Here is a 12846-nt window from a genome sequence, read left to right as displayed (position 1 = left end):
ACGGTGATGAGGCTCGATCGGCTTCCTCGTCAGATCCGTCACCCCGGACTCGTTCCGGGGTCCACCGGGCCGCGAGAGAACGGTCCTGCATCGGGCCTTTCACCTCGCCGCAGGGTGGACCCCGGAACAAGTCCGGGGTGACGAGGTGGGTTTGGAAGACGGCGGACTCGCACAATTCCTCATGGGCGATAACCCTGCAGGGTGACCGTTCGACGTCAGCCGCATGTGGTGGAATCAAGGTTCGCTGAGGTCGATCGCCACGCGGCCGCGCTTGTCCGGTTTCCTGGCGAAGGCGGATTTGGCGACCTTCGCAAGCGCGCTCACGATCGGCACGATCGGTGGCCCGAAGCCCACGGTGCAGCCGCCGAGCGACGCCGCGCAGGGCGGGGCTTCCAGCGCCAGCGCCGTTGTCGCCTTCAGGTCGCGGTTGGCGCCGCGTCCGGGGGCCGGGCCCGCTTCGTCGGGGAGCGGCAGCGTCTGCGACGATTTGCCGTCGGCGCAGACGACGATGTCGCTCTTGTCGGCCTGCGGCGGACACGGCTGCGGGGTGAGGAACGACCAGCGTTGTGGAGCCTCCGGCGCCGGCGCGCCGGCCGCCGCGGTCTGGAGGGCGATCGCCAGCCAGATCATGGCGCGAGCGGCCGGTTGGTGACGCCGCTGACACCGGTCGCACTGCTCACCGTCACGCCCGACATGCCGCCACCGACGAGGAACGGGCTGTGCTCCTGCACCGGATTGGTGCGGTTGAGCAGCCGGTCGCGCTCCACGCGCACCGCCTCATGCTTGGGATCGCCCGCGTCGTGGACGACGAACGGCACACGGAAGCGATCGGCGCGGCGCCGGCCGCAGACGGTGATGTCGGTCTTGTCAGGATCGGTGGTGCAGCGATCACCGGCGATCAAGGACAACGATCGCGCGATGACCGTCGCGGGGTCTTCGGTCGGGGCGGCAAACAGCAACAGCAGCGCAAGCATCCAGCCCTACTCCCACAGCGAGCGGTGCCGCCATCCTCGCCGAGCCGTGCTGTCGAATCAAGCCTCGATCGGGGCGACGCCGAGCCGCGGGATCTCGATCGCCGGGCAACGGTCCATAACCACCTGCAGCCCGGCCGCCTCCGCCCGTGCCGCCGCCGCCTCGTTGATCACCCCGAGCTGCAGCCAGACCGCCTTCGCACCGATCGCGATCGCCTCGTCGACCGCCTCGCCGGCGGCTTCGGGACGGCGGAAGATGTCGACGATGTCGATGGGGTCGCCGAGCTGATGCAGGTCACGAAAGACGAATTCGCCGAGGACATGCTCGCCGGTGATCTGCGGATTGACCGGGATGACGCGATAGCCGTGCTGCTGCAACCGCGCCATCACGCCATGAGACGGCCGATTTGGCCGGTCGGAGGCGCCGACCAGCGCGATCGTCCGTGCGCCTTCCAGCAGTGCCTTGATCGCGGCATCGTTGGTCAGCGGCATGATCGTCTCCTCAATGGGTGCGCAGCCAGTCGTCGACCTGACCCGCTATCGCATGGAACGCGGTCGCATCGGCGCCGTTCCCCGCCGCTGGCGGCTGGCCGGCGTCGGAGGCGGTGCGGATGCCGATCGCCAGCGGCACGCGGCCGAGGAAGGGCAGGCCGAGCCGCTCCGCGGTCGCTTGCGCGCCGCCGTTGCCGAACGGATCGGACAGCTCGCCGCAATGCGGGCAGACATAGCCCGCCATATTCTCGACGATGCCGATGATCGGAATGCCCGCCTTGTCGAACAGGTCGATCGCGCGCGTCGCGTCGATCAGCGCCAGATCCTGCGGCGTCGAGACGATGATCGCCCCCGCCGGCTTGTGCTTCTGCACCATCGTCAGCTGGACGTCGCCGGTGCCGGGCGGCAGGTCGAGCACCAGCGTGTCGGTCGCGCCCCAATCGGCGTCGACCAGCTGGGTGAGCGCTCCCGCCGCCATCGGCCCGCGCCACGCGATCGCCTTGCCCGGCTGGATAAGCTGGCCCATCGACAGCATCGGCACGCCATAAGGGGTGGGGACGGGGTCGAGCACCTTGTCCTTGGCGGTCGGCCGCTGGTCTTCCGCCGCCATCAGCCGCGGCTGCGACGGGCCGTAGATGTCGGCGTCGACCAGACCGACGCGCCGCCCGCGCGCTTTCAGCGCAATGGCGAGATTGGCGGCGAGCGTCGATTTGCCGACGCCGCCCTTGCCGCTCGCCACCGCGAGCAGGCGACGATGGATACGCTCGGCGGTGACCACCAGCCGCACCTCGCCCGTCCAGGCCGCGCTCGCCGCGGCGCGGACCGCGGCTTCCAGCGCATCGCGCTCGGCGCCGCCGAGCCCGGTCGCGTCCAGCACGATACCGGCGCGCGTACCCTCGAAGCGGACCGTTGCCCGCTCGCCCGCGGCGGCGCGGACCGCGGCAATCGTTACGTCTTGTGTCATGCGGCACCAGATAGGCCCGCGCCGGCGGCTTGCCACTGTTTTTCCGCGTCCGCCTTCTTATAAGGAAAGGATGAATATCCTGCCGGGCCGCAAAAGCCGCCCTCCCATTCTCGCTGCCGAGACGCCCAAGGGTCCCTGGGGACAGGGCGATGACGCCAATGGCGGTGCCAACGGCGGTCCGCGCAATCCTTGGTCGCTGCCGCCCGGCGCCCGCAAGACCGGTGCCAAGCCGACCGCGCTTGACGACTTCCTCCGCAAGGCGCGCGGCGGCGGCGGGGGCGGCAATGGCGGCGGCATGGGTGGTCTGCCCGGCGCGCCCAACGCGCGCGCGCTGTGGTTGATCGGCGCGGGGATCATCCTGCTGGTCTGGATCCTCTACACTTCGATCCACCCGATCGCGCCGCAGGAACGCGGCGTCGTCACCTATCTCGGCCGCTATTCGGGCACGCTCGATCCCGGCATCGCGATGACGATGCCGGCGCCGATCGCACGGGTCGTCAAGGTCGACGTGCAGAATATCCGGATCGAGAATTTCCCGGAGAGCGGCACCGAGAATCTGATGCTGACCCGCGACCAGAACATCATCGATCTGGCCTATGCGGTACGCTGGAAGATCTCGAGCCCGCAGAACTACGTGTTCCAGATCGACCGGCCGCGCGACACCGTCCGCGCCACCGCGGAGAGCGCGATGCGCGAAGTGGTGGCGAACGTCAGCCTCGACTCGGCGCTCGGGCCGGGCCGCGCGTTGATCGAGAACCAGGTACAGGAGCGGATGCAGAAGGTGCTCGACGATTATAAGTCGGGCATCGTCGTCGTCGGCGTCGGCATCAAGCAGGCCGATCCGCCCGCGCGCGTCAACGATGCGTTCAAGGACGTCACCGCCGCGCAGCAGGATGCGCAGGGCGTCCGCAACCAGGCGCAATCCTATGCCAAGCAGGTCGTCGCCCGCGCCGAAGGCGAAGCGTCGCAGTTCGACAAGGTGTACGAACAGTATCGCCTCGCCCCCGAGGTGACGCGCCGCCGCATGTATTACGAGACCATGGAGGCCGTGCTGGCCAAGTCCGACAAGACGATCGTCGAAGCCAATGGCGTCGTGCCCTATCTGCCGCTCGACCGCGCGCGGCGACTGCCCGATGCCGCGCCGGCGACGGCGACCCAGGTGCAGCCCGCACCCGCGACGGGAGGCGGCCAGTGAACGGCCTTTGGCGTCACCCGATCGCGCTCGGCCTCGCCGCGCTGGTCCTCGTCATCCTGTTCTCGGCGACGATCACCATCGTGCCGGAGACGCAGCAGGCGGTCATCCTGCGCTTCGAGCAGCCGGTGCGCACCGTCAACGCGTGGAAACCGAACGAGCAGTTCGGCCGCACCGGCGCCGGCCCGATCCTGCGCATCCCGTTCATCGACCGGCTGGTCTGGCTAAACAAGCGCGTGCTCGACGTCGATTACGACAACCAGCAGGTGCTCTCGTCCGACCAGCTCCGGCTCGAGGTCGATGCCTATGCGCGGTTCCGGATCATCGATCCGCTGAAGGCGGTGAACGCCACCGGCAGCACCTCGCAGACCGAGGCGGCGATCACCGAGGCGCTGCGCCCGCTGCTCGGCAGCTCGATCCGCAACGAGCTCGGCAATCAGCCGTTCGCGACGCTGCTCAGCCCCGAGCGTGACCAGGTGATGGACAATATCCAGACCCGCATGCAGCGGCTCGCCAGCCAATATGGCGTGCAGATCGTCGACGTGCGGATCAAGCATGCCGATCTGCCCGACGGCAGCCCGCTTGACCGCGCGCTCGCCCGGATGGCGACCGCCCGCCAGCAGCAGGCGACGACGATCCGCGCGCAGGGTCAGAAGGAAGCGCAGATCATCCGCGGCGAGGCGGATGCGGCGGCGGCGCGCATCTATGCGCAAAGCTTCACCAAGGATGCCGACTTCTACGACTTCTACCGCGCCATGCAGTCCTACCGCCACACCTTCGGGGCGGATGGCGGGCCGGCGCCGAGCGGTTCGACGTCCATCATCTTGTCACCCGGAAACAGTTACTTGCGTGAGTTCGAGGGCAGGGGGCGTTGATCCGCAAGGATTGAGCCCCCAGCTTTCGGGCGTATGAACATTCAAGCGGCGTTCAGGCGTTTGGGTCCACTAAGGCACCAATTCCGATCGCCCTTCATGAAGAGGATTTTCTCCTAGTGCGCTACGCCTACGCCATTACCAGTGCGCTTCTCCTCGGTGGCGCGACCGCCACGCTGGCGCTGCAGCCGAGCACCGCGCAACAGGCCCAGAACGAGCCCGGTGCGATCCAGGCGGCGGCGCCCAAGGCCGGTGCGCCGATGAGCTTCGCCGACATGGTCGCCAAGCTGCAGCCCGCGGTGGTCAACATCTCGACCAAGCAGACGATCGTCCAGCGCCAGCCGGCCAATCCCTTCTCGGGCACGCCGTTTGGCGATCTGTTCGGCGGCATGGGCGGTGGCCAGGGTGGCGCCCCGGTGAAGCGCGAGGGCGCGTCGCTCGGCTCGGGCTTCCTGATCTCGCCGGACGGCTATGTCGTGACCAACAATCACGTCATCGCGCCGGGTGCGGAGGGCGCGACGGTCAATTCGATCACCGTCACGCTGAGCAACAACAAGGAATATACCGCACGCGTCATCGGCAAGGACCAGGATTCGGACCTCGCGCTGCTCAAGATCGATGCCGCCGGCCTGCCGTTCGTGAAGTGGGGCGATTCGAGCCGTGCCCGCGTCGGCGACTGGGTGCTGGCGATCGGCGAGCCCTTCGGCCTCGGCGGCACGGTGACCGCGGGCATCATCTCGGCGATCAACCGCGTCACCGGGCAGGGCGGCGCCTACGATCAGTTCATCCAGACTGACGCCTCGATCAACCAAGGCAATTCGGGCGGCCCGATGTTCGACCTCAACGGCAATGTAATCGGCGTCAATTCGCAGATCTTCAGCCAGTCGGGCGGCAATATCGGCATCGGCTTCGCCATTCCCGCGGCGACCGCCAAGCCGATCATCGAGACGTTCATGAAGGGTGGCAAGATAACCCGCGGTTATATCGGCGTGTCGATCGGCGGTGCGGTGAACGACGATGCCGCGGCGGCGCTCGGCATTCCGAAGAACCAGGGCGAGCTGATCGCCCGGGTCGAGCCGGCGGGTCCGGCGGCCAAGGGCGGCCTGCGCGCGGGCGACGTGGTCACCAAGATCAACGGCCAGCAGGTCACGCCCGACCAGACGCTGACGCGTCTCGTCTCGAACCTCCAGCCGGGCACGACCGCCCGGTTCGAGGTGCTGCGCGCCGGTCAGCCGACGTCGCTCAACATCCAGGTCGCGACGCGTCCGTCGAACGACCAGCTCAAGGCGCTGGCCAATGGTGGCGAGGATTCCGGCGGGTTCGGGCCGAACGATTCGCAGACGGACGGCAATGACGATGACGACGCCGGCACGACCCAAAGCGGCTCAGCGCCGCTCGGCCTCAACGTCCAGCCGCTGACCCCGGGGATCGCCCGCGCGGTCGGCGTCGATCCCACCGTACAGGGCGTGGTGGTCGCCTCGGTCGACGCCTCGAGCGACGCCAACGGCAAGATCAAGCGCGGCGACGTGATCCAGGCGGTCAACAGCACGCCGGTCCGCACCGCGGCCGACGTCGCCCGTCTCGTCGCGCAGGCGAAGGCGGCGGGTCGTCCGCAGGTCCTGCTGCTGGTGCAGCGCGGCCGGATCCCGGGCTTCATCCCGGTGAAGATCAAGTAAGCCTGGCCATACCGGTGCAGGTGAAGGGTCGTCGCTCTCCCGAGCGGCGGCCCTTTCCTTTTGCCCGCACGCCGGGGTAGGTCTCCGGCACCAGCACAGGAGCGGGACATGAGCGACGGCATCTTCATCGGCCTCGGCGGCGGCAAGCCGCAGCTGCTCGATCTCAAGCGCGCCAACCGCCACGGCCTGATCGCCGGTGCGACCGGCACCGGCAAGACGGTGACCCTGCAGGGGATCATCGAGGGCTTCGCGAAGGTCGGGGTGCCGAGCTTCGTCGCGGACGTGAAGGGCGACCTGTCCGGCCTCGCGATGGCAGGCTCGCCGCAGGCCAAGACGCATGCCGCCTTCGCCGCGCGTGCCGCCGAGATCGGCGAGACCGACTGGGCCTATGCCGATACGCCGATACAATTCTGGGACCTGTACGGCGAACAGGGCCACCCGATCCGCACCACCGTCAGCGAAATGGGGCCGCTGTTGCTCAGCCGGCTGATGGATCTCAACGACGTGCAGGAAGGGGTGATGACGATCGCCTTCCACGTCGCCGACAAGGAGGGGCTGCTACTCCTCGACCTCGACGACCTTCAGGCGATGCTGGCGCATTGCGCGAGCCGTGCCGACGAACTCACCACCACCTACGGCAACGTCTCCAAGCAATCGATCGGCGCCATCCAGCGCGCGCTGCTCCAGTTGCGCACGCAGGGCGGCGACCATTTCTTCGGCGAACCTGCGCTGGAGATGGACGACTTCCTCCGTACCGACGACAAGGGCAGGGGGATCGTCAACATCCTCGCCGCCGACAAACTCATGGCCGCGCCGAAGCTCTACAGCACCTTCCTGCTGTGGTTGATGAGCGAATTGTTGGAGCATCTCCCCGAGGTCGGCGATCCCGACAAGCCCAAGCTCGTCTTCTTCTTCGACGAGGCGCATCTGCTGTTCGACGACGCGCCCAAGGCGCTGCTCGACAAGATCGAACAGGTCGTTCGCCTGATCCGCTCCAAGGGGGTGGGCATCTATTTCATCACGCAGAACCCGATCGATATCCCCGACACGGTCGCCGGCCAGCTCGGCAATCGCGTCCAGCATGCGTTGCGCGCCTTCACGCCGCGCGATCAGGCGGCGGTGCGTTCGGCGGCGGAGACGTTTCGCGCCAATCCGGGCGTCGACGTCGCCACCGCGATCACCGAATTGAAGGTCGGCGAGGCGCTGGTGTCGCTGTTGCAGGCGGACGGGTCGCCGGCGCCGGTGGAACGCACGCTGATCAAGCCGCCCGCCAGCCGCGTCGGCCCGGTGACGCCGCAGGAACGCGCCGTGATGATCCAGACCGACGCGGTCGGCGACAAATACGATACCGCGATCGATCGCGAATCGGCGGAGGAGATTCTCGCGGCCAAGACGCAGGAGGCCGCGGCTTCCGCGGCGGCGGCGCGGGCGCAGGACGATGCCGCCAAGGCGGCGGCGGTGCAGGCCAAGGCCGAAGCGCAGGCCGCCAAGGAAGCGGCGCGCGCGCAGGCGGCGCAGGCCAAGGCGGACGCGGCGGCGGCGCGCGAGGCGGCCAACTCGCCCTGGTCGAAGGCGATGACCTCCGCCACGCGCGCGGCGAGTTCGTCGATCGGGCGGCAGGTCGCCAACGAGATCGGCAAGCAAGTGTTCGGCTCGGGTTCGCGGCGCTCGTCGGCAGGCGGTGGTCTGGTCGGAACGGTGCTGCGCAGCGTGCTGGGGAATCTGATGCGGTGAGGGCGGGGGCGTTTGTCCCCATCTTCGTCATCCCGGCGAACGCCGGGACACACGGTCACGGCGCATTTGCGGTTTCGCGCCACTATCGACATTCCGCATCCATGGGTCCCGGCCTCCGCCGGGATGACGGGTTAAGTGGAGCACACCCCAAAGCTCGACAACCCTCCCGCTCCGGCGCAAACTGGCGCCCGAAACGGAGCCTCATCATGTCCCTCGACGACCCCATTCTCAGCGACTGGACCGCGGCCGGCGAAGCCGAGCTCGCCGACATCGTCACCCTGCGCCGCGCGATCCATGCCGAGCCGGAGATCGGCCTCGACTGCCGCCGCACCACCGACAAGATCAAGGCGGCGCTCGCCGGCCTGCCGCTCGAATATCACGAAGGCAAATCGACCAGCGGCCTGATCGCGATCCTGCGCGGGCAGAAGGGCGACAACGGCCGCACCGTGCTGCTGCGCGGCGACATGGACGCGCTGGCGATGGAAGAGGAAACGGGCCTGCCCTTCGCCAGCACCATCCCCGGCCGCATGCACGCCTGCGGCCATGATTCGCACACCGCGATGCTGGTCGGCGCCGCCCGTGCGCTCTCCGCGCGCCGCGATCAGCTTCCCGGCACCGTCGTCTTCATGTTCCAGCCGGGCGAGGAGGGCCATCACGGCGCGCGTTTCATGATCGACGACGGCCTGCTCGACGTCGCGGCGCCCGACGCCGCCTTCGCGTTGCACATCACCCCCAACGCCCCCGCCGGCGTCGTCATCACCCGCGCCGGATCGATCATGGCATCGGCGGATACGGTGCACGTCGTCGTACGCGGCGCGGGCGGCCACGCCGCGATGCCACACGATTGCATCGATCCGGTGCCGGTGGCTTGCGAGATCGTCACCGCCTTCCAGACCTATGTCGCACGCGCGATCGCGGTCACCGACCCCGCGGTGCTGTCGATCACCAAGATCGAGGCCGGCTCCGCGCACAATATCATCCCCGGCGAGGTCCAAATGCTCGGCACCTTGCGCACCTTGTCGGAAACGACGCGCACGACGATGCGCGCCGCGGTCAAGCGGATCGCCGAGAATATCGCCGCGGCGCATGGCGCCACCGCAGAGGCGTGGATCGACGAAGGCTATCCGGTGACGGTCAACGACCCGCGTGGTGCGGCGCTGATCGAGACGGTGGCGGGCGAGCTCGGCCGGCCCTTCGCACCGATGCCGCAGCCGATGATGGGCGCGGAGGATTTCTCCTACGTGCTGCGCAAATTCCCCGGCGCCTTCGCCTTCATCGGCGTCGCCCCGGCCGGCAGCGATCCGGCGACCAACCCGCCGCTCCACAACACGCGGATGACGATCGAGGAATCGGTCATGGCGAAGGGCGTCGCGATGCATTGCGCGGTCGCAACGCGCTATCTCGAACGCGGGTTCGACTGACGAGAACCGCGATGAACCGGTGGGGCGGAAGTTTCCGTCCCCATCGCTCCGATCCGGCCGCCGCCGCGCCTACCCCTTGATCAAGCCGATCTCCACCAGCCGCTGGTGCAGATAGTCGTGCGCCGTGATCGGCTGCGGATAGCGGTTCGGATTCTCCGCGCTGATCGTCTGCGGCAGCGTCTCGATCAGGAAATCGGGCGCGGGGTGCAGGAAGAAGGGCATCGAATAGCGTGAATGGCCGCGGCGCTCGACCGGCGGATTGACGACGCGATGCGTCGTCGACGGCAGCACGTGGTTGGTCAGCCGCTGCAGCATGTCGCCGACGTTGACCACCATCGCGCCCTCGGGCGGCTTGATCGCCAGCCACTGGCCGGTCGCGCGATCGAGCAGCTCCAGCCCTGCCTCCTCGGCACCGAGCAGCAGCGTGATGAGGTTGATGTCCTCATGCGCGCCGGCGCGCACGCCCTCGGCATCCGCGGGGATCGGCGGATAATGGAGCAGGCGGAGCACCGAATTGCCGTCCTTCACTGCCGGATCGAACCAGTCGGGCGCGAGGCCGAGATGCCGCGCGATCGCCGACAGCAACCGGTCGCCCGCGCGGTCGAAGGCGGTGAACAGTTCGAGGAACGTGTCCTTGAAGCCCTCGGGGCGCGTCGGCCAGATATTGGGCGCCATCGTGTCGGCGTAGCGATGCCCCTCCGGCAGCTCGCGACCGATGTGCCAGAATTCCTTGAGATCGACGTGCTTGGCGTCCTTGGCGATCTCGGTCTTGAACGGCGTGTAGCCGCGCGCGCCACCGCCGCCCGCGACGAAATAGTCGCGCTTCTCCGCTTCGGGCAGCGCGAACAGCGCCTCGGTCTCGCGCCAGGCGCGGGTGATCAGATCCTGCGGCACGCCGTGATCGGCGACGATGGCAAACCCGAACCGCTCGAACGATTCGCCGAAGGCTGCGGCGAAGCCATCGGGGTCGCCGGCCTGATCGGCGAGGCTGAGCGTGGGAACCTGGGCGGAAGTGGAGTCGAGCATGCAAGCCATCCATTTGATGAAGCGCGCGTTATAGGCCGCCCGATCGGGCGCGTCATGCCCCCCGGCCTGCCGTCCCGGCCACCCGGCCGACTGCCGTTGGCACGGACCGAACCGCCGGCACCGTTCCCCGTCTTCTAACCGGCGCAATCTCGACGATGTGACGGTGTCGCATCGACTCGGCGCAGCCCCAAGCCGCTTGATCGCGGCGACCGGCGGCGGCTCTTGTGGTTGCCGGCGAAATGCGGGCACATATCGACCGTCAGGGACGCGGTGGGGCTGCGGTTTCGAGACGAGGGAATAGGTCGCACCCGTCATCACGGGCGCGGCGCATCATATTGGGGTCCGATGAGCATTTTCGCCCGTACAGCCACGATCGTCGCCACGCTCGGTGCGATGACCCTCGGTTTTGGCGCAGCACAGGCGGAAGACGGCACCCCGCGGGCCACGGTCGCGGCGCAGGGCAAGGGCGGCCCGATGCTCGATGCCAACGGCGCCGAGGCGCAGGCCGATCTCAAGGCCGACGCGCAGTTCCGCACCCTGTTCCAGAGCTGGAAAAAGCTCGATACCCGGCCGCAGGGCGCGATCGCCATCCCCTCGGTCCAGCCGGTCCAGCATCTCCAGTTCACCAGCAACTTCGGCATCCGCTCCGACCCGTTCCGCGGCACTGCGGCGATGCACGCCGGCGTCGACATCCCCGGTCCGGTCGGCACGCCGATCTACGCTACCGCCGACGGCATCATCGATCACGCTTCGCGGCTCGGCGGCTACGGCAATATGGTCGAGATCAACCACGGCAAGGGCATCGCGACCCGCTATGGCCATCTGTCCAAGATCCTCGTCGAGGACGGCGCCCGCGTCACCCGCGGCCAGTTGATCGCGCTGATGGGCTCGACCGGTCGCTCGACCGGTCCGCATCTCCATTATGAGGTCCGCATCGATGGCCATGCGGTCAACCCGATTCCATTCCTGACCACCGCCGACTATCTGCTCGCGTCGCAGGACCGCGCCGTCCACGCCATCCCGGTCTCGACCGACGGCCCCGCCGCGCAGGATTGATCGTCTAGAGCGCCTGCGCCGCGGCCCAGCCGCTCGCCCAGGCCCATTGGAAATTATAGCCGCCGAGCCATCCGGTCACGTCGACCGCCTCGCCGATCGCATGCAGGCCGGGGACGCGGCGCGCTTCCAGCGTCTGGGACGACAGATCGGCGGTGCTGATCCCGCCGACGGTCACTTCGGCCTTGGCGAATCCCTCGCTGCCGTTGGGCATGAACCGCCAATCCGACAAGCGTCGTCCCGCCTCGTCGAGCCGGCGGTCGGGAACGTTGCCCAGTTCGGCCGGCAGGTCGAGCCGTTCGGCCAGGGCCTCGGCGAGACGGTCCGGCAGCGTCGCGGCCAGCGCCCGCCGCAGTGTCGCACGGGGCTGCATACGCTTTGCGGTCAGCAGCCAGTCGCGATCTGCATCCGGCACGAAGTCGATGCCGATCGGCTCGCGTGGTCGCCAATAGCTCGACACCTGCAGGATCGCAGGGCCCGATAGGCCGCGATGCGTGAACAACGCCGCCTCGCGGAACCGCGCCTTGCCGGCGCTCGCCACGACATCGGCGGCGACCCCCGACAAGGTCCGAAACAACGCCTCGTCGCCGCCGAGCGTCAGTGGCACCAATGCGGGCCGCGGCTCGACCACCTTGAGTCCGAATCGTCGGGCGAGATCGTAAGCGGCACCGGTGGCGCCGAGCTTGGGGATCGATGGTCCACCGGTGGCGATCACCAGCCGCGGCGCGCGAACGACGCGGTCCGGCAAAGCGACGGTGAACGCGGCGCCGTCATGGCCGATTTCGCCGAAGGGCGTGGACAGCGCGACGTCGACGCGTCCCGCGTCGCATTCGTCGAGGAGCATCGCGACGATCTGCCGGGCCGAGCCGTCGCAGAACAATTGCCCCAGCGTCTTCTCATGCCAGGCGATCCGGTGGCGCTCGACCAGCGCGATGAAATCGCTCGCGGTATATCGCCCGAGCGCCGATTTGGCGAAATGCGGATTGGCGGAGACGTAGCGGTCCGGCGCAGTGTGGAGGTTGGTGAAATTGCACCGACCGCCGCCCGAGATCAGGATCTTCTTGCCGGCCGCTTCGGCATGATCGACGAGCAGGACGGACCGGCCGCGTTGGCCGGCGACGGCGGCGCACATGAGTCCGGCCGCGCCGGCGCCGAGGATGATCGCGTCATAAGGGGAAGCCATGCGGTCAACTACCGCGAACCGCAGGCTTTGTCGCGTGGGCTAGGGGAGGGGTTCGGAACCCGTCCAGAACCGCGCAGGACGCCTGCTGGGGAACTTTTCCCCCACAAATGTCGTAAAAGTGCAATTTGGTGTTGACGGGCTGGGGCGGCCCGCCTAGATGGGTGTCACCGCAGCGGTGGCCGACATGGTCGCCGAGGCAGTCACAACAGACCTGGCGCGCTGACCGCCCCGAGAAAAAGGGGTAAGGGAGCTGTGCCGGTGT

At 68.3% G+C, this 12846-nt stretch carries 12 protein-coding genes; 6 read left to right on the top strand and 6 right to left on the bottom strand.

Annotated elements, in window-relative coordinates:
* Positions 1-234: 234 nt before the first annotated feature.
* Genes AC07UH_RS14335 through AC07UH_RS14320 form a run of 4 tightly spaced genes read right to left on the bottom strand, consistent with a single transcriptional unit; the run spans position 235 to position 2427 of the window.
* Positions 235-630 carry a hypothetical protein gene (locus AC07UH_RS14335; RefSeq protein WP_495180789.1) on the bottom strand — a complete coding sequence of 132 codons (396 nt, stop codon included), beginning with the start codon at positions 628-630 and terminating at the stop codon, positions 235-237.
* Positions 627-974 carry a hypothetical protein gene (locus tag AC07UH_RS14330; protein ID WP_495180788.1) on the bottom strand — a complete coding sequence of 116 codons (348 nt, stop codon included), beginning with the start codon at positions 972-974 and terminating at the stop codon, positions 627-629. The genes AC07UH_RS14335 and AC07UH_RS14330 overlap by 4 nt, the downstream gene beginning before the upstream one ends.
* Before the next feature lie 57 nt (positions 975-1031).
* Complete coding sequence (locus AC07UH_RS14325; protein ID WP_495180787.1) at positions 1032-1463, bottom strand: CoA-binding protein; 432 nt, start codon at positions 1461-1463, stop codon at positions 1032-1034.
* A gap of 10 nt (positions 1464-1473) precedes the next feature.
* A complete protein-coding gene (locus AC07UH_RS14320; RefSeq protein WP_137899759.1) occupies positions 1474-2427 on the bottom strand; it encodes an Mrp/NBP35 family ATP-binding protein in 954 nt (317 codons plus the stop codon).
* A gap of 70 nt (positions 2428-2497) precedes the next feature.
* Between AC07UH_RS14320 and hflK the strand changes: the two genes are divergently transcribed.
* The 5 genes from hflK to AC07UH_RS14295 all read left to right on the top strand — a co-directional run bounded on the left by hflK (position 2498) and on the right by AC07UH_RS14295 (position 9322).
* Positions 2498-3622, top strand: coding sequence for an FtsH protease activity modulator HflK (gene hflK / locus AC07UH_RS14315; protein ID WP_495180786.1), 1125 nt, complete (start codon positions 2498-2500; stop codon positions 3620-3622).
* Positions 3619-4494: a protease modulator HflC gene (gene hflC, locus AC07UH_RS14310; protein ID WP_038661752.1), complete on the top strand. Its 876-nt coding sequence runs from the start codon at positions 3619-3621 to the stop codon at positions 4492-4494. Before hflK ends, hflC begins: the two co-directional genes overlap by 4 nt.
* A 116-nt stretch (positions 4495-4610) precedes the next feature.
* Positions 4611-6167, top strand: a complete 1557-nt coding sequence (locus tag AC07UH_RS14305) for a Do family serine endopeptidase (protein ID WP_495180785.1) — start codon at positions 4611-4613, stop codon at positions 6165-6167.
* Positions 6168-6275: 108 nt separating this feature from the next.
* Positions 6276-7901, top strand: coding sequence for a helicase HerA-like domain-containing protein (locus AC07UH_RS14300; RefSeq protein WP_495180784.1), 1626 nt, complete (start codon positions 6276-6278; stop codon positions 7899-7901).
* Between the two features lie 206 nt (positions 7902-8107).
* Positions 8108-9322, top strand: a complete 1215-nt coding sequence (locus AC07UH_RS14295; RefSeq protein WP_495180783.1) for a M20 metallopeptidase family protein — start codon at positions 8108-8110, stop codon at positions 9320-9322.
* 69 nt (positions 9323-9391) lie between these two features.
* Here AC07UH_RS14295 and AC07UH_RS14290 read toward each other — a convergent pair whose 3' ends face one another.
* Positions 9392-10348 (bottom strand): isopenicillin N synthase family dioxygenase, encoded by a 957-nt coding sequence (locus AC07UH_RS14290; RefSeq protein WP_495180782.1) that lies wholly within the window; start codon positions 10346-10348, stop codon positions 9392-9394.
* Positions 10349-10693: 345 nt separating this feature from the next.
* Here AC07UH_RS14290 and AC07UH_RS14285 point away from each other — a divergent pair, with 345 nt between their 5' ends.
* Entirely contained in the window at positions 10694-11404 is a 711-nt protein-coding gene (locus AC07UH_RS14285; protein WP_081974387.1) for a M23 family metallopeptidase, read from the top strand.
* Between the two features lie 4 nt (positions 11405-11408).
* Here the strand turns inward: AC07UH_RS14285 and AC07UH_RS14280 are convergent, their stop codons facing one another.
* The gene (locus tag AC07UH_RS14280; protein ID WP_495180781.1) at positions 11409-12584 is read right to left on the bottom strand and encodes a BaiN/RdsA family NAD(P)/FAD-dependent oxidoreductase; all 1176 of its coding nucleotides are present in this window, start codon (positions 12582-12584) and stop codon (positions 11409-11411) included.
* Positions 12585-12846 lie beyond the last annotated feature (262 nt).

This window comes from Sphingomonas sp. GW821-FHT04B01 (assembly GCF_059420425.1).
This window is presented reverse-complemented; position numbering and strand designations above follow the sequence as displayed.